We start from the raw sequence: 17691 nt of genomic DNA on the forward strand, positions 1-17691 counted from the left end.
CCATGAAGAGGATTATTATAGCCGGTGGAGGAATAGCTGGTACAATAGTAGCAAATAGGCTAGCAAGGGCTTTATCTCATGAAATTCATAAGGAAGAACTAGAAATTGTAGTCTTAGATAAAAGCGACAGACATGTGTATCAGCCTGGACAGCTATTTGTAGGAATGGGTCTAGTTGAACCAACGGACATTGTAAAGAATGAAAGGGAACTACTAGATGAAAGGGTAAAGTTTGTCCACGGAGAAAAAGGTGAGATAACAAAGATTGATCCGCCAAATAATACAGTAGTCACTGCTGACGGAGTTAAACACACTTACGATTATCTGGTGATAGCGACCGGGTCGCATCTAAGTTGGGATGAAATACCGGGCTTAAAAGAAGCTGAATTCACTGCATGGAGTTATGAAGATGCACTAAAGATGAGAGAAGCCGTACAGCAGTTCCAAGGAGGCACAGTAGTCATTAACGTGGCTAGGTTACCTCACAAATGTCCAGTAGGGCCTTTAGAAATGACTTTAATGTTCGAGGACTGGACTAGGAGGATGGGTATAAGAGACAAGACCAGGATAATTTATACTTATCCGATCCAAGGAGTGTTTGGCATCAAGTCCACCAACGAGTTAATGCTGAAGATATTCAAAGAGAGGGGAATTGAAGTCGTATCGCCGTTTACAGTTACAAAAGTAGACCCGAAGGAAAAAGTGATAGAGTCGCAAGAAGGAGAAAAAATAAAGTTCGACCTCCTATTAGGTGTACCACCTCACATGGGTGCTAAGGTCATAGGAGATTCAGGGATTGGTGATAAGAGGAATTGGGTTCCTACCGACAAGTTTACATTACAAATGAAAGGACATTCTAACGTATATGTGATCGGCGATACGACTGATATACCAATATCTAAAGCAGGCTCTACTGCAGACTTCGAATCATATGTAGTAACTTCAAATATAGTAAATGACATAAGGGGACAAAAACAGAAGAAAATGTATGACGGGTCAGTGTTCTGTTATATAGCTACCGGACTGGATCAAGCTACATACATTAGGTTTAACTATAATAACCCGCCCATACCACCTCCACCATCTTATGTACACTGGTGGGGCAAGATATTATACAACAAACTATACTGGACAGTAACGGCTAAGGCTATAGTGTGAGTCTAAAATGGCAAAAGTAGGAATAGTCCTCGGAAGTAATGAACTTTCTAAAGTCCTTTTTGCAGGGATGTGGAGTGTAATTTCAACAAGTATGGGAGATGAAGTAGTAATTTTTGCTACAATGGATGCTGTAAAGGCTTTTACCAAAGAAAATGCCGATATGAAGGTAACCGATGAGACTTCGAAGAAAGCAGCTAACGAGGACGTCATGGGGTTTTATAAGAAAGCGAAGAAAAGTGGAAGGCTAAAGGTATATGCTTGTTCTTATGCGAGTAAACTATTCGGGCTTGAGAAAGACAATTATAATGACGTTATAGATGACATAGTAGGTATAACGAGCTTCCAAATGGAGGTAGAAGGAGGACAGATAATATCAATATGGTGAGATTGAGTGCAGGATGTAAACTTTGAAAAAGTTATGAGTAAAATAGACGAGAAAAAGGTAGATGAGATAGCTGAATTAATAGACCATTTACCAACACTTAACGAGACACTAAAAGTGGTTTCACAACTTAAGGAGAGTGGGGCACTGGATACTCTTGTTAATTTATCATACTCAGCTAAGATGCTTAGAGATATGCTAAATGATGACGCATTATCTAATGTAGCTACAATGTTATCAGGTCTCCTAGAGTTATCCGAGACGGTTGGAGAGAACTATAATAAATTCCAAGAACTAATGGAGAATGTTGATGTACTGGCAGACTTGACTAGAAGACTAAAAGAGCTGAAAGAAAGCGGAGCACTTGACGTAGGTCTAAACAGCCTATACACGTTAAAGACACTTAAAGATATGTTAAACGATGAAGCACTAGCAAATCTTGGAAACACTATGTCAGCTCTGCTAGAATTTTCTAACGTGTTCTCAGAGAACTATAAGGGAATTATGAACACATTAAAGAACTGGGACGTGATTGACAAGCTAATGGTAAAGTTAAAGGAACTAGACCACTCAGGAGCACTTGACGTAGGTCTAAACAGCCTATATGCATTGAAAACATTTAAGGACATGTTAAATGATGAGGCACTGGGAAATATAGCGGCTACTCTATCTTTAACACTTGATTTCCTTCCTAAAGGTCTGGAATTCCTAGAACATGCAATGGACCCTGTATTCTACAATATGGTAACTTCACTTACTTCACCCGAAGCTAAGAAAATGCTTTCTAACCCACCTAAAATTACACTCGGAGGACTTATAGCGTCGATGAGAGATGAAGACGTCCAGAGAGGGCTAGGGATCTTTATAACTATGCTCAAGATCTTGGGAAAGAGCTATAAAGCTTGAACATCTATTCTCCTCACTGCTTCATAAAGTACGACCAATTATTTCTTTTTCTTAGAAGGGTTTAAAAGACACAAAAATAATCTTTTTTTCAGTGATTAACAAAATGGACATTTTTGTTAAGTTTAGAGAAAACTTAGAAATTTACAAAAGTATGGGGTTAAACCCTTTATCACTCGCCACAGGTTGTGCAGTAAAAGTCGACCTAATAGAGACTGTTTATCCAGCACTCGAGAAACTTAGGAAAGAGCTGGAGAAAAGAAACATTTACATACTGCCTAGGGAAGACGCTGACATATTCGTTTCTACGGAAAAGATTATACACAAAAGGCTGATAAACGGTGGTGAATTTGACGCAGATAGGGCAATTAGCCTTATTCAAGTGAACCAGGAAACCGCTGGGAACCCACAAGCTTTTGCCGAATTTTTATTCAGGGCGTATACTTCAGTAAAGACAAGTAGGAAACTCACAATCGGAAAAGGTCACTCAATCGTAACTACTAAGAAAGACGGAGAGATCGCACTCTTAGATTTGTTCAGGCTTGAAGGGAGGAGAGAAAGGTCGTACACTGTAGCTAACAATGACACAATACAGATAGTCGACCCTTTAGATAACCCGGGGTCTCAGACTCAAGTTGATGTGGCTATATCAAACTCTTTAAATGACTTATTTACGAAGGGTGTATTCCAAGGCTTAACAGTAATCCCAGTAGCTGATGCACCTAATGATGAATTAAAAAGGAGGCTACTAGGTAATTATGAGAACTTTACACGAAAGTATAATATGGAGTTAAAAGACGATATCCAACCGTCTACGAAAACCCTTATGATGGGGGCTACAGTCATAGGTAAGAGTGACCACGAATTACCCACATTTTACGATAAAGTAGACGAAGACACGGTAATTGTGACCACGAGGTATTTTGGTGAGTTGACCCCTATCAACGTCCACTTATGGGTATTAGCTGTCCCAGAGCTCATTGAACTTATGGAAGCGAAAGGAATATCCTTCTCTAAATTAGAAGAAACTAAGACTAAAGCATTGAGGGTAATGTCAACACCTAATATCCATGTAGCTAAGGTGATCTATAACCACCTACCTGAGTTCGGTAAGGACTTCTCTAGGGAAGAACACGTAGCAATGACTACTGATGTCACGGGACCGGGGATATTTGTCATAAAGGAGTTTGCAGAAAAGGCTGGGGTAAATGTTGAGCTATCGTCCGTCCCAGTGATAGACCGTGACATCTGTGAATTCGCTACTGAGAACTTCATTATTCCTAACTCTACTATCGGGACTAATGGGGCAATTGTGATGTTTGTGAACAAGAGGTTAGCCGACGACTTAGTTGAGGAGTTAGAAAGAGCTGGAGAAAAGCCGGAGGTGATAGGAAAAGTGGTGGGGAAAGGTAACGGGGCAGTAATAGTCCCCCCTTATGTTACAAAGCTTATAAGGAGGGATAACGTGTTAAGACAGTTTAAGATAAAGGAATGAGCTTTTTAAAAGTTTTGAACACAGTTTTACCGCATGGCTAAGAGGACTTGCCCCGGTTGTGGAAACGTTGTTGAAATAAAAATTACAAAGGACGGTAATATGATAACAAAGAGTTGCCCTAGATGTGGATATATATTTATTAAGTACCAAGTAAAAAGCGTAAATCAAGCTTGAACATGAACGTTAAGATACCCGAAGAGTGGTACGAAATACTGGTCAGGCTTTCAAAACAAAAAAGGATACCTTTTTCTAAACTATTAGATGACGCTATAAGCTCAGGCGAATGCCTGAATCTCCCTGATATACCTACAAGCGGGAAGATAAAGACAGTAAACTTAAAAAATATAAAAGAGAACGAAAAAGACATCCTAGTCAAAATACGTCGGTTCTTATTTTGTAACTAGCTCCGACTGTTTTAGTGCCCCAGTCCTTTTAAAACACAGTCTGCAATTAACTTTAGGCGGCACCAAAAAGATAGGCCCTGCTAATGTCTTTCAATATTACTTTAAAACTATTGCAAAACTACACCTAAGAGGCCCTAGTGTAGAGTAGAAGAGTTTCTCCGATATCGAAGCTGTAAGCGCTACTACCTTAGATCGTAGGAACCCATCACCTAAGGTAAATATCCCTCTAAATATTTGCCTTCTTTACCACAATTTCTCCAATGGTAATTTTAAAAATTTTATAAAAAAAGTAATTATAACGTAAATTACTTTAATACATGAGAGAGTTTTAGCAACTCTTTTAAGTGACAGGAGAGAGTAGTTTGAGTGGAGTTACTCTTATTCTCGTCAATAGCATCCGTAATGGTAATTGGCATAGTGCTCATCCTATACCTATTTGAGAGAATAAAGAATTATGCTGGACTATTTCTAGTGTACTTTTTGTTAGGAATGATGATCAGTATGTTCTTAAGTGCTATATATTACCTTTATTATCCCTCTTCGATATCTATTGCAATAGCATTTCTGACCAACAGTATATATATGGTAAGCTTACTTGTACCGTTCTTTTTAAACGCTAAGAGACTTGCCTCTAAGGAATATAACGGGGGCCACGAGATTTACGTGTCTACTCTCGCCGTGGTTAATGAGTTTCTAATGGGTTACGCCTTTAACCTAGCGTATTTAGGGAAAAACTACTTCGAGAACGGTATAGATATTTTTAACTACTCTATAGACTCTTACTGGTTTTTTTACCCGATGATGGCTGAAATGCTGTCCCTTTATATAATTAACTATATGAAAAACGAGAGCGTGAGAAGGGACTTATTCCCCTTGATCGGGATAGCTACTTTCCCCCCGATACTGCTCAACGAAACCTATTGGATTTACTCAACCGTAATAATATCTTTAGGACTATGTTTTATAGGGGTAATCTCTTCTAAAGATAAAACTATAAAAATTGTATACTTGGCTCTCGCAATAGGTACAGTCCTGACTTTTTATACATCACTGCTGTATGAAGTCCTTATCCTTGTAGGAATGGTAATGTATTACCAAAAAGTCCTCCTTAAAAAAAGTTATAATGCCTTTAACGCGTAAATATTTTGATACATTAAGTAAATTGCTACTAGTATTATTATTATTGCAAAGACTTTCCTCAACATACCTCTTGGCATACTACTGGCTATTTTAGCACCTACAAAGCCTCCAGCTATACCGCCTGCTAGATAAAGAATACTAATTATTGGGTCTATGTCCCCCGCTAAAGCGTAAGTCAGTGCCCCGGTCACACCGAACGTCCCCACAGAAATTAGAGATGTACCCACTGCCTTTATCATACAAAGTCCGGTACTAAATAGCAACCCAGGGACAATTAAGAAACCTCCTCCTATCCCGAAAAACCCTGAAGCAAAACCTACAGCAAACCCGACCGGTATTATCCTCATAAAGTTTATCCTTTTCAGAGAGGACATAAGGCTTTGTGTTTCACTAGAAGGTTCAACAACTCTAGCATTCTTAGGCTTATCTTTTCCCTTATATACCATTACCGCAATAACTATCATCAATATTCCGAACAAGAATAGCAGTAATCCACCGTGAACAAGCAATCCTACCCTTGCTCCCGTGTACGTACCTACTATGCCCGGTATTGTAAATGCAATACCTTCTAGCACTCTTACATTACCTTTTCTCCAATGAATAAAAGCGTTAATATAAGCGTTTAACCCCACTGCAAGAGCTGTTGTACCTATTACTACATGGTCAATATAATTCGAGCTGACACCGGGTAAGTAAGCTAGTCCTACAAAGTATAATAACAAGGGTATTGCTAATATTGAACCTCCTCCACCTATAAGCCCTAGGCTAAATCCCACTAGAAACCCTGAAACTATTGAGAGGACATACTGAAGTAAAGTAAGTTCAAGCATAAGAGAGTTATTATTTTTTTTAGTTAAAAAACTTTAGTTTAAACAAAAGCAACTATTTTAACGTGGTCAATTTAATAATTCTCTAGATAGCAGTAGTCATATATCTAAACTGATCTGTCTCTCGTTAGTAAAATATAATCGATAAAGTTATTTTACTACATAATATGTTTAATATAATTAAATTAATAATATGTGCTTATTTATTTTAGTTTTGTAATTTTTAAATACTCGGACAATCCTTTTATACAACATTTTAAAAAACATAAGACTAAAACTTATATACGGTATTAAAGCAAGTTATTTTATGAATTCAAATATCTCAAAATATTATACAATAAAGAAAAGTGATGCATGTATATCAGGCTATGGGATATATGAATGCATAGAAGACAAATGTAAATTAATTGCTTGTACTGTCCCATCACCTCTGTCGACTGCAATAGATTTAACTTTTTATACGAAGTTTACTAAATACTAGACGGAATTTTTTAATTTTATTTTTATATATTTAATAAAATTTTAATAAAGTAATTTTTATAAGTTATATTGTAATCTAAAATTCGTTAAACTTATTAAAGGTTTAAATTAAACAGTTATCACATTAACTCTGAAAAACGTTTATAACCCCGTTTTCGTAATCATGCCCATGCAAAGACTAATTGTAGTAGATATGAGCAAAACAGATTTAGAAGAGATAAGGAATAAGTCAAAGGAACTATTAAAGAAGCTTAAAAGAAATGAGACCCTAATCCTCATGAGCGAAGTCGATATCTCGTATCTATTTAGGGGGTATGAAGTTGAGAAGGCTAAAGAAGAAGGGATGTGGATAATAAGTGTAAGAAGGAATTAGGTTATACTTTCTTCTCTACCTTTAATAATTGTTATTAACTGCTCCTTGTTAAGCAAGTGTTAGCCTAAAGAGCAACGGAATCGCTTAAGGGATCTAACGACCGAGGAAGTTACATTGCCCTTTAAAGCTTCATGGAGTATACTTTAACTGATGGATGTAATTAAACGTGCGAGGTTATTAAGCGGAGACGTAGTTGATATAGGTATTGACGATAAAAAGATCGTATGTTTAGGAGAGTGTAGAGGAGAAGAAATAATAGACGCCGATAAAAAGCTAGTTCTACCGCCTTATTTTAACATGCATTTCCATTTAGATAGTGTATTTCTTCAGTCTAAAAATAAGAGCGGGACCCTTTGGGAAGGGATACAGATATGGAGAGATATTAAAGAAAAACTTACCGAGGACGACGTTATAAAACGAGCGTTAGTAGCCGTGAAGCTCATGGTCGCATACGGGACATTATGGATCAGGACACATGTAGATGTGACAGAAAAAGAGCTCAGGTTGCTGAAAGCTATCCTCAAGGTAAAAGAACAAGTAAAAGAAATAGCAGATATACAAGTTACTGCATTCCCGCAAGACGGTGTTTACACAGACAAGGGTAATGACGAATTACTCTACAAGTCGGTTGAAATTGGTGCTGATAACGTAGGTATGATACCTCATAATGAGTTAACTAGAGAGGACGGTGTAAAGTCAGTAGAACTGGCTTTTAAAATAGCAAAGGAATTTAACAAAGATGTAGACGGGCATGTAGACGAGACGGACGACCCTAATTCTAGGTACCTTGAAGTAGTAGCTAAGAAAACAATCGAGAATAACTGGTACAACAGAGTTACAGCCGGGCATGTTACCGCAATGCATAGTTGGGATAGGGCATACAGGTTTAGGATATTACCGGTAATTGCAAAGGCAGGAATTACAGTTGTACCTAACCCCCTTATAAACGCTGTTCTTCAAGGTAGATTTGACGAGTATCCTAAGAGGAGGGGCCTAGCACCAATAAAGGAGATGATATCTCAAGGTGTCAATGTGGCCCTAGGTCATGACTGCATAATGGACCCTTGGTATCCTCTAGGGGCCGGAAACATGCTCCAAGTATTATTTATGGCTATACATCTAGACCAATTGACGGGATACGATGAGCTAAACTCATCTATAAACCTGATAACCTATAACGCAGCAAAGGCTTGGAAAGTTGAGTATGGGATAGATTTAGGGAAAAAAGCTAATTTACTTATCACAGATGCTGATGATATAATTGACCTTATTAGGTTTCTTGAGCCACCTAAATATGTAATTAAAGATGGGAAAATTGTAGCCAAAGACGGGAAATATATTCTCTTCAACGGTAAGTGGGAAGAAGTTAAGAAGAGACCTTGAATTCAGAAAGGCCAGGTGAAATCACCCGCTCTTACTCTGGCGATCTCATCACTTCTAATAACTTCAAGGGCCGCTTATTAATAATTTTATATAACCAACATGATCATGCATGGATCTAATAGATAAAAATAAACGGAGATTAAATGTATGTCATAGGCTTAATTTTCTTATTAGAACCCAAATATACATCAATTGGATCTGATAACTGCCTCGCCAAAGAAAATGCAAAACTACCTTCTCCAAATTTTTGTCCTACGATTTCCATCGTTATCCTCCTAACTTCTCTTTCATCTGCTATTCCTATCAGGTGCAAATACTCATGGAGAAGTACTACGTAGAGATACTCCTTAGATTTTATGGGGTCATTTTTCACTACTCCATAAGGTAAGGAGTTGACATAGATCGTATAATCATTAGCCTTGACATATCCTAGCACAGCAGGATTAAAAGGTTGCAACTTTACAATTGCATTAACCCTCTTACCTAATTTCCTAAAGACGTCCTCTGATATCTCGTCCAGTATGATTGAAAACACATCTGGCATAATATCTTAACTTAACACCCGAAATAAAGGACTTTATCCTAAACGCTTAAATGGGTTTTAACCGAAGTCGGTCTTAATAGGCCTCAACTCGTTAGAGCAAACGAACTTTGCTATATCTTCTGGTTCTCTGAAGTATTTTATTTCCACCACTTTCCTCTCATCCAGATAGTTAGGGAATATTTTTTCTAAATTATCTGTTGGCATCCCAGTATCCACTAATACTGCTATAGGTTTACCCATGGCATAGGCCATAGCAATTTCTATTTGAGTACCTACTCCACCTCCTAATGCTACGAGGACATCTGAGGACCTAACTAGCATTACAGACCTACACCTATATTCACAACCTGTATAGACCCTAACTACATTACCTGGAATTTCTATGTTTTCTCTCTCTATTGGTAGAAACATCACGACTTGTAGCCCTTTAGCTATTGCTTCATCCGTAACTACCTTCATAAGTCCCCAGTACCCTCCCAATAATATCCTAGGACTGCATGAGAGCGAACTAATAAACCTCTTTACTTTTTCCTCCGCATAAGTTGAAGGGACAGAACTATGAACAGCTATACCTAATTGCATACTAAGGAAAGCGAAAGGTGAGAGAAAAAATTTGTGAAAAACTTTTAGATTCAAAAACGTATGCCCACGTCAGTCAACTACGACTTTAGGTGCTTCTATTATCTCCGCTTCTCTCTTTTTCTTTTTGCTCATTAATTGGCTAATGGTCTTACTTTCTTCCTGTTGCACTATCTGTTGCATAATCGAAAAGTTGTTAAGAATATTAATAAACTTTGTTGACATGAAGAGCTCGTCTAAGTCCCCTTATTGTTAGGAGTCCTTTCACTGCTAAGGACTGAGGAAATTATGTCGGGGTTAAGGACTTTAGGTAATGTAACCCTTTTACCTTCTACCGTATAGATTATAATATCGCCCATATAGATTTTCCCTTCAATCCTCCTATTTTCTATAATTACACTCCTTATCTGGGTTAGGTCCAGCACTTTCCCGCTCGGTATATATAGTGCGCCACCTTTAACTTTATACGCATAAAATAATTTAGAAGGGATATACAAGCTCAATAACGTTAAAACAACTAGAACAATATCAACATAAAGTAATGAACCGCTAAACAATATTAATTGTAATACCAAAATCGGGACAAAACCTGCTAGAATATATAGTCTAAATAAAGATTTACGCTTATAAGAGTAATAATCGTCTATTATCATTCCTCATAAAATTGTGTAGCTCTTTAAAAAGATTTAATGATCATAAATTTAAAAGTGATGCGTCTAAGAACGTAAACTTTATCCCCTAGATCCCCAGGGTTTATACGTAGGTTAGCCCTAATAACTCTATAACCATCTAACTCTGGGGCCTACCGTAACCTCCGCCACCAGGTGTTTCAATTATTACCTCATCACCTTCCTCCAATTCAGTACTAAATTTACTCGGCATCACCTCAATTTTACCAGATTTTCTCTTTATTATAACACACCCTGTCTTACCTCTTTCGCCACCGTTAAGCCCCCAAGGACCTAGCACGAACCTATCCGCTAGTATTGAAAGCCTTAACTTATCTAAAGCAATAAAACCCCTAACTAACCCATCTCCTCCCCTAAACTTTCCTTTCCCACCGCTCCCTTCTCTGACTCTGTACGACGTAAAAAGAATGGGATAAGAAGACTCAGCAACCTCTATCGGAGTGTTCATAGTATTTGTCATGTTTACATGGACTCCGGAAACACCGTCAGAATTAGGTCTAGCACCGCTCCCACCACCTATAGTCTCGTAATAGGCCCAATATCTACCTTTATTGACACCGCCCATCATAACATTCATCATTGTCCCTGAGCCAGCTGCAGGAACTGGTAAAAATTTTGAAAGGGCGAGAAAAGTTACGTCCGCTATCCTCTGTGACGTCTCCACGTTTCCTCCACCTACTGCTGCGGGTTTCTTAGGATTTACTAATAGGCCTTCATCAGCTTTTACCTCGATAAATGAGTAAAACCCTTCGTTAGTCGGTATCTCCTTATTGATAGCTGACCTAATTGCAAAAGAGACAGAAGAGTACGTGACTCCTAAGACTGCATTAATCGGGCCTTCAACCTGCGGATGAGTTCCGCTAAAATCGGCTATTATCTTATAGTCAGATACTGTGAGCCTTAGCCTTATATTAACTAAGGAACCTTTCCATTCTAAATAGTCTTCAGCTTCATACGTTCCCTCATCCCATTTGGGTAAAAGGGATCTAGTATGTTCAATACTTCTTTCCCAAGCGTCAGTCACATTTTCCACCCCATACTTATCGAATAATTCGGTAAGTCTTTTGACGGCAAGTTTATTAGCCGAGACTTGTGCATTAAGGTCTCCAATAGATACCTCAGGCGTTTTGAAGTTCTCTCTTATAATCTCTAATACTTCTCTACCTAGAGGCAAAGGAGGTATTATAACCCCCTCCTCATACAGAGTGGACGCGTTAGGATTAATACTACCCGGTGCAGGACCTCCTACGTCCACATGGTGGGCTTTATTAATAACATACGCTACTAGGCTCCCACGGTAATAAACGGGAGTTATTACACCGATATCATTAAGGTGGGTGCCCGAAATATAAGGGTCGTTAAATATTAGAGTATCAGAGCTAACATAGGGTAATACGTTCTTTACAGCAATCTTAAACGACCCTAAATGGACGGGAATATGCTCAGCTTGTGCTACTATCCTACCTTGCTTGTCGACTATTGCACAACTATGATCCATCCTTTCCCTTATATTCGGGGATAATGACGCTCTTTTGAGAAGTACTCCCATCTCTTCAGCGATAAACGTCGTCGCTTTTTCGATTATCTCCCACTTCATGGTCTAAGACCTCCTAATAACTATTGAACCGTTTTCTCCTACTTCAAATTCCCAACCATCTTTAACTATTATAGTTGAACTATATTCTTCAATTATAGTAGGGCCTTTACCCCTAAACCCTTTGTTCAAACTCTCTCTTTTATATACATCTACGTCTACCCAGTCTCCCAGAAATACCTTTTTCTTGTAGACTTTAACCTTATCACTTGACCTTTCAGGAAACGAGAGTGCAATCAACTTCTTGACCCCGAAGACCCTCGCGAGCACCACTTCTACGGGGTAAGGTAAAGTATACCCATATGTAGCCATATACTTTTCCTCGAATGCCTTACGATAATCTTGGCCCTTCTCAACTCTCACCGTAAGCTCCCATCCTTGACCCTTGTACCTTGCATCTATATACCTGATAAAATAGTCAACATCATGGAACCTCCTTTCAAGTTCTTCAAAAGCCCTATCAACATCACCAGGGAAAGGAAGCCTAGCTTCAAATTTAAGGTCTGCAGCAAGCAACGATAACGCGCTGAATAAACCCGGATACGGTGGTACTATTATTTCTTTGACACCTACTTCCTCGGCCACATCAATTGCAAATTGTGGACCAGCTCCTCCAAATGCGAATAATACAAAATTCTCGGGGTCAAGTCCCCTTTCTACAGTAACCAATCTTATTGCCCTAGCCATTTCGATACTAGCTAACTTTATTGCGTCTTCTGCTACATCTAAAGGGTCACCTAATTTCGATATAGCCTCTTCGGCAGGCCTTATATCAAGCCTCATCTCACCGGAAAGGAGATCACCGATCCTCCCCTCTACTGCCATTGCGTCTGTTAATGTGGGGAATTTTCCACCTCTCCCATAGCATATGGGGCCCGGGTCTGCACCTGCGCTAATTGGCCCTACCCTTAGAGCTCCACCTTCATCTCTCCAGATTATTGTCCCACCCCCGGCAGATACTTCCGCTAAGTCGATAAAAGGGAACCTAACTGGATACCCTGAGCCTTTAATGATCCGCCCGTGGTGCGTCCTACCCCCTACCTCATATTCAGCCGTTATCTCTATTTCACCATTAACTATAGTACCGGCTTTTGCTGTGGTCCCGCCCATATCGAAGCTGATAACATTCTTATAACCTAACCTTTCAGCGAAGACTTTTGCACCTATAACCCCTGCTGCAGGGCCGCTCTCGATAATCTGAACAGGCCTTTTTACTGTTTCATCAAGAGTAATTAATCCGCCTGAACTCGACATAATATACACCTCATCAGCCAGGCTACGTAGTCCTTCTACGTACTTCGATACTATAGGCATGAGGATAGCGTTTATGACGGTAGTAGAAGTCCTTTCATATTCCCTCTGTTCAGGAGACACCTCGTAGGAGGCTACTACATATTTAAAGAACCTTGAGAGGTATTCCTTTACTCTGTATTCGTTCTCAGGGTTTTTATACGAGTGAAGGAACGAAATTGCAACAGCCTCGACTTTCTGCTCGAGAAGTGGATCTAGGTCTTTTAGATTGGGTTCTTTCAGTACTTTCCCTTCAGAAGTAACTCTTTCCTCTATTTCAAACCTGAGCTCTCTAGGTATTAACGGCTTTGGTTTTTCAAAGTACAAGTTATATAGTTCAGGTCTATTTTGCCTAGCTATTTCTATTATATCCCTAAAACCTTTGGTAGTAACTAAAGCAGTTCTTGGAAGTTCTAAGTTCAACTGTCCGAGCAAAGCGTTAGTAGCTATAGTAGTAGCGTGGAAAAGCTTGGAAACATGCCCCACTTTAACAGCTCTAAGCCCTTCTTGAACACCGATCTCTGGTGCCTTAGGCGTAGACAGCCCTTTGTAAAAGCTTAATGTACCGTTGTCCCTGAGGACTATTATATCAGTAAAAGTGCCTCCTACATCTACAGCCACGATTGACATTACATTACTTAAAAGATTTTCAGGAGATATTAAATGTTAATCTTTTAGAATTAAAAATTTTTTACAGAGACTGATACTCAATTTGCTCAAGGATCTACAAAAAATTAAGGCATAGGAAACCCACTAACCTCTCCACACCTTAAAGGGTATGGGTTCCTCCAAGTAATTCACAAGTCTGTGGTTTACCGCCTTTGCCCTCATTACTTCATAGGAGGTGGGATTTATCAGCCCACTCTATCCGTCCAGCGGTGGACCACAAGCCGTGCCTACAGCCCATTACTCCTCACCAGAGTTTCCCCTTTACCTCGTGTCTTAGGGGACTCGGGGGATATGTAGATCTGGGCAGGGGCACATATTGGCACTTGATAATTGCCCTACCACGCTGGCTTCTCTACATACACCGTGTTTCAAACCATTACCTAAGGTTAAAAAGGCTCCCAAAAAATTGAGGCTTGCAGATCGTTTTGTCATAAATACATTAATAATGGCTATCTTGTTCGACCTCTGATAACCTCTTATGCCTGGTTAACATGCAAAGGACAAATGTGCTCTAAAACCACAATAAGTACTTTAACGAGACAAGGGAGTGCATTAGCCCTATAAAGGCTAATAAGGTATAATTAATAGAATGTCTTGATATTCCTTACCATTTCCGTTTTCTGCTAATGTTTATTTTGTAGAGTTGTTGTTGTTTTTAACTTAATTTTAAAAATTATTAATAGGCGTGTAGAGAACGCTGAAAGGTGGTTTGAAAACAAAACTAATACTTCCGAATTTCTAACTAACCCAAAGCGTAATACATGATCAACACGCTGAATATTTGTTTAAAAATTATCCGCGGATATCGTAGTTTAGGTAAAGTTAGAGGAGTATCTAGCGTATAAAATACAATACACCCGGGTTATTTCCTAAGACATAGTTTTCCTAATTTTTTAGGATTGAGGAATAGATAACGCCTTATATATGAAATCAGAGAAACTTTCTGATGAGGACAGAAATTACACTTACTCTGGATGAGGAAATCCTAAAACAAGTAGAACTATATGCGTTAAGCGAAGGGATATCGCTGGATGACGCGTTTAATGACATATTGGAAAAATTGATATTGGATGAGATCTCTAAAGGCCATGACCTATCTTCAGGTTAAATAAATATAATCAAATCTTTTTTGGTAATTCTCTCAGTCAAGAGAATTCTACCCTGAACGGTCCTCTCTAAAACATCCCTCACAGCTTCATCAGGGTTCATTACATAGTCATCGCACTCTGTTATGTCTTCGCTTTCTATGCATTCATCGAAAGCCTCTTCCCTAGTTATCTCACCTAATTTGTACCTCAGGGCTGGTACTACTGTCCCCTTATGTACCGTAATGAGAGCAAACTTGGTCAGGTCACAATTTCCGAAATAACAGTCCACCATAATTTTAACGTAGGGTACGTACCTTAAAAGATACGAGTAAGCCTCGTATGCCACACGATCATCATTAGAAACAACATATAAGGCTAATGCTATAGCTTTAGTCTGAGGCACCACATCGACTTTATTCTTAACTTCATTCCATAGCTCTTTACTATATTCTGAAATATCCTGCCCTTTCTGCACCATAGTCTTAGCCCAGAGTATCCTGCAGTTTATCATGGTCTCCGTTATTTCCGAATTTACACAGTGAATGAGGTGCTTCTGAGCCTCGTCTGGAAGTCCGGCATAGACTAGGAACTTACCGATAGTGCTCTCGTAGTACTCTTTCCTGATCGTTAACCATTTGTCCGGTTCAACCCCTAAATACTTACAATATTCGGGGACTAACTTAGGGGGATTACTTAAAGCGCTCCTGATCCCTATGTCAAGGTCTCTATCATACCTAGCATTAAGTTCATCGATACCGCCGTCAATTAGTGCTACCTTACACTCTTCTATTCCCTCACTACAGATAGATGATATGACGGGTTTCGTATCTTGTAATGAGTCGACTAGATAGGGGAGAATAAGGCTTTTAGCTATCCAGTCTCCTTTATCGATTATTTTCTTTGCATATTCTGACATTCTATCTTTCAGGTAAACCGACATAACCCTCACATATACCCCTAAAGCCCTTAGCTCTTCCTTGTCTTCTGCACGTTCCGCATAAAACTTGCCTAAATATTCGTGTAATACTTGTGCCGGAAATTCGCCAGTAGCGTATTTATGTATGCTCCTGAGCACCTTTTCGGTACAGACTTTTCCTTCATCCGACGAACCATACCTAATTATATCATCTACCGAGTCCCCGCACCCCCTAAAGGGCATACGCAATGTTATCCTCCTAGGGTAAAGTACAGCTTGCCTGACACTGAGGGGGAGTTCGCCTCTTACACATAAGTCTGGACACCTCTCGCAAAGGTAACCGGCTTTACTCACAGTTACGGACACTAGGAAAGCTTGTCTTAAACACTCTTCATTAAAACCCAAAAGGATATCTTGGAGTTTACTTAACGCTTGTACTTCATCTAAGTCCTTCGCGTAATTTTCCAAGACCTCTTCGAACAATAGCTCTAATCTCTCGGAAAGTACATTATCGCCTATAACCGATTTCGGTAAGACACCCAATTTCCCCCTAATTTTTACCTTCAACTCGTCGAGGTTTAATGAACGTAGATACTCAGCTATAATGTCCTCGGGCCTTTCAAACTCTACCTTTCTCCCCAATAACTTAAGGTATTTTGCACCGACAGTATAGCCGTAACTAAACCCCTTCAGACTCTCTTTAACTGTACTTTCGAAGGAATTTCCTAACACCTCGTCCACTAAGTACCTTAGGTCAAGTTCAATTACCTCATAAGGGTAAGAGGAAAACAAGGGCTTAAATAGTCCCATATCATGTGTTACTATTATAACTTTATCACCACCCTTATCGAAAAAGTCCAAAACATTAGTCAAAGACCTCTCTGCGTCAAAGACCCTATAATTAGTTAGTGATGATTCCCTGTCGTAAACGTCTACAACTCCAACATACCCTTTAAATGAAATAAATTCTGAAGCGTTTATTGTCCTCAAGTCTACCCATTTTTTGCCCATTAGCACAGATTTAACATATGTACTCTTTCCTATCCCTTTACCTCCATAATATACGATGATTTTTTTATCAGTCAACTCATTAAGAAATAAGGAGTAGCTGTTATAATAACTTGATAACCGACCCAGTTTTACATGGCTGGTAAAAATTTTGAAGCCTTCTTAAGAACGGTTATAAAAAGTCCTAGTAAATAAAGAAGTTCTTATTCATAGAGGGTCAGTGTCAATTTGGTTTCAGGCTCCCTGACTACTTATGGTATCCCTGTCTTTAACCTAACGTCTAGACTAAAACAAGTTATGGTTCACTACCTAATATAGGGACTGTTGAGCGGATTCTCTCATCCTTTCATAGTAGTAATATACTCAAAAAGGCAGTTACAAAAATAATATATAAAATGAGGAAAGACTCAAAGTTTAGATAAAATTATCACGTCTTTCAATATTAGTACACGTTATTTATGAAAGCGAAATACTTATAAAAGTGGAAATCGTCCTTACTATTAATGTTACAGATTTTCGCTCCTTATAAAGACCTGGATGTCAAGTTATCCAGATTGGGACTCATTCAAGGATACGAGGAGTTTAAAGATACATCTTGAGAAGGTCGGAGTGTACGCGTGCCCCGTCTGTAAGGCAGAAATTAAGGGACATACTTTCGGAAGATGGCTGAAACATGCGAGGATGAAAAAGGACGAAGAACATAGAAAGTTGGTCGAGAGGTTCAGCTAGACAGAAAACTAAGGGGGTACACAGAGGCACAACTAGCTTTC

The 17691-nt window shown here is 39.0% G+C and carries 18 protein-coding genes; 11 read left to right on the forward strand and 7 right to left on the reverse strand.

Features of this window, described 5'->3' with window-relative positions:
- Positions 1 to 2 precede the first annotated feature (2 nt).
- The 7 genes from KN1_RS07950 (at position 3) to KN1_RS07980 (ending at position 5481) form a co-directional block, all read left to right on the forward strand.
- Positions 3 to 1157: an NAD(P)/FAD-dependent oxidoreductase gene (locus KN1_RS07950; RefSeq protein WP_221286890.1), complete on the forward strand. Its 1155-nt coding sequence runs from the start codon at positions 3 to 5 to the stop codon at positions 1155 to 1157.
- A 7-nt stretch (positions 1158 to 1164) separates the two neighbouring features.
- Entirely contained in the window at positions 1165 to 1542 is a 378-nt protein-coding gene (locus KN1_RS07955) for a DsrE family protein (RefSeq protein ID WP_221286891.1), read from the forward strand.
- Positions 1543 to 1548: 6 nt separating this feature from the next.
- On the forward strand, positions 1549 to 2445 hold the full coding sequence (locus KN1_RS07960; protein WP_221286892.1) for a helical membrane plugin domain-containing protein: 897 nt from the start codon (positions 1549 to 1551) through the stop codon (positions 2443 to 2445).
- A gap of 103 nt (positions 2446 to 2548) precedes the next feature.
- Positions 2549 to 3937, forward strand: coding sequence for a SelD-related putative sulfur metabolism protein (locus KN1_RS07965; protein ID WP_221290604.1), 1389 nt, complete (start codon positions 2549 to 2551; stop codon positions 3935 to 3937).
- A 33-nt stretch (positions 3938 to 3970) separates the two neighbouring features.
- Positions 3971 to 4111 carry a zinc ribbon domain-containing protein gene (locus tag KN1_RS07970; protein ID WP_221286893.1) on the forward strand — a complete coding sequence of 47 codons (141 nt, stop codon included), beginning with the start codon at positions 3971 to 3973 and terminating at the stop codon, positions 4109 to 4111.
- A gap of 2 nt (positions 4112 to 4113) precedes the next feature.
- Entirely contained in the window at positions 4114 to 4341 is a 228-nt protein-coding gene (locus KN1_RS07975; protein ID WP_221286894.1) for a ribbon-helix-helix domain-containing protein, read from the forward strand.
- Positions 4342 to 4707: 366 nt separating this feature from the next.
- A complete protein-coding gene (locus tag KN1_RS07980) occupies positions 4708 to 5481 on the forward strand; it encodes a hypothetical protein (protein WP_221286895.1) in 774 nt (257 codons plus the stop codon).
- Here the strand turns inward: KN1_RS07980 and KN1_RS07985 are convergent.
- On the reverse strand, positions 5460 to 6311 hold the full coding sequence (locus tag KN1_RS07985) for a sulfite exporter TauE/SafE family protein (protein ID WP_221286897.1): 852 nt from the start codon (positions 6309 to 6311) through the stop codon (positions 5460 to 5462). The two genes, KN1_RS07980 and KN1_RS07985, sit on opposite strands and share 22 nt — an antisense overlap.
- Before the next feature lie 646 nt (positions 6312 to 6957).
- Here KN1_RS07985 and KN1_RS07990 point away from each other — a divergent pair.
- Together KN1_RS07990 and KN1_RS07995 are read left to right on the forward strand one after the other, a co-directional pair.
- Complete coding sequence (locus tag KN1_RS07990; RefSeq protein WP_221286902.1) at positions 6958 to 7161, forward strand: hypothetical protein; 204 nt, start codon at positions 6958 to 6960, stop codon at positions 7159 to 7161.
- Positions 7162 to 7311: 150 nt separating this feature from the next.
- Positions 7312 to 8544 carry an amidohydrolase family protein gene (locus tag KN1_RS07995; protein ID WP_221286905.1) on the forward strand — a complete coding sequence of 411 codons (1233 nt, stop codon included), beginning with the start codon at positions 7312 to 7314 and terminating at the stop codon, positions 8542 to 8544.
- Between the two features lie 139 nt (positions 8545 to 8683).
- Here the strand turns inward: KN1_RS07995 and KN1_RS08000 are convergent, their stop codons facing one another.
- From KN1_RS08000 to KN1_RS08020, 5 genes are all read right to left on the reverse strand, one after another.
- Positions 8684 to 9088 (reverse strand): hypothetical protein, encoded by a 405-nt coding sequence (locus KN1_RS08000; protein ID WP_221286906.1) that lies wholly within the window; start codon positions 9086 to 9088, stop codon positions 8684 to 8686.
- Between the two features lie 57 nt (positions 9089 to 9145).
- Positions 9146 to 9670, reverse strand: a complete 525-nt coding sequence (locus KN1_RS08005) for an SLOG cluster 4 domain-containing protein (protein WP_221286908.1) — start codon at positions 9668 to 9670, stop codon at positions 9146 to 9148.
- Between the two features lie 233 nt (positions 9671 to 9903).
- A complete protein-coding gene (locus tag KN1_RS08010) occupies positions 9904 to 10320 on the reverse strand; it encodes a hypothetical protein (RefSeq protein ID WP_221286910.1) in 417 nt (138 codons plus the stop codon).
- A 136-nt stretch (positions 10321 to 10456) separates the two neighbouring features.
- Positions 10457 to 11953 carry a hydantoinase B/oxoprolinase family protein gene (locus KN1_RS08015; RefSeq protein WP_221286913.1) on the reverse strand — a complete coding sequence of 499 codons (1497 nt, stop codon included), beginning with the start codon at positions 11951 to 11953 and terminating at the stop codon, positions 10457 to 10459.
- A 3-nt stretch (positions 11954 to 11956) separates the two neighbouring features.
- Positions 11957 to 13870, reverse strand: a complete 1914-nt coding sequence (locus KN1_RS08020; RefSeq protein ID WP_221286915.1) for a hydantoinase/oxoprolinase family protein — start codon at positions 13868 to 13870, stop codon at positions 11957 to 11959.
- Between the two features lie 985 nt (positions 13871 to 14855).
- Here KN1_RS08020 and KN1_RS08025 point away from each other — a divergent pair.
- Positions 14856 to 15017: a hypothetical protein gene (locus KN1_RS08025; protein ID WP_221286918.1), complete on the forward strand. Its 162-nt coding sequence runs from the start codon at positions 14856 to 14858 to the stop codon at positions 15015 to 15017.
- On the opposite strand, the gene KN1_RS08030 is transcribed toward KN1_RS08025, so the two are convergent.
- Positions 15014 to 16999, reverse strand: a complete 1986-nt coding sequence (locus KN1_RS08030) for a hypothetical protein (protein ID WP_221286920.1) — start codon at positions 16997 to 16999, stop codon at positions 15014 to 15016. The genes KN1_RS08025 and KN1_RS08030 overlap by 4 nt on opposite strands.
- 459 nt (positions 17000 to 17458) lie before the next feature.
- Between KN1_RS08030 and KN1_RS08035 the strand changes: the two genes are divergently transcribed.
- Positions 17459 to 17650, forward strand: a complete 192-nt coding sequence (locus KN1_RS08035; RefSeq protein WP_221286922.1) for a hypothetical protein — start codon at positions 17459 to 17461, stop codon at positions 17648 to 17650.
- The last annotated feature ends 41 nt before the right edge of the window (positions 17651 to 17691 follow it).

Source organism: Stygiolobus caldivivus (assembly GCF_019704315.1).
Classification (GTDB): domain Archaea; phylum Thermoproteota; class Thermoprotei_A; order Sulfolobales; family Sulfolobaceae; genus Stygiolobus; species Stygiolobus caldivivus.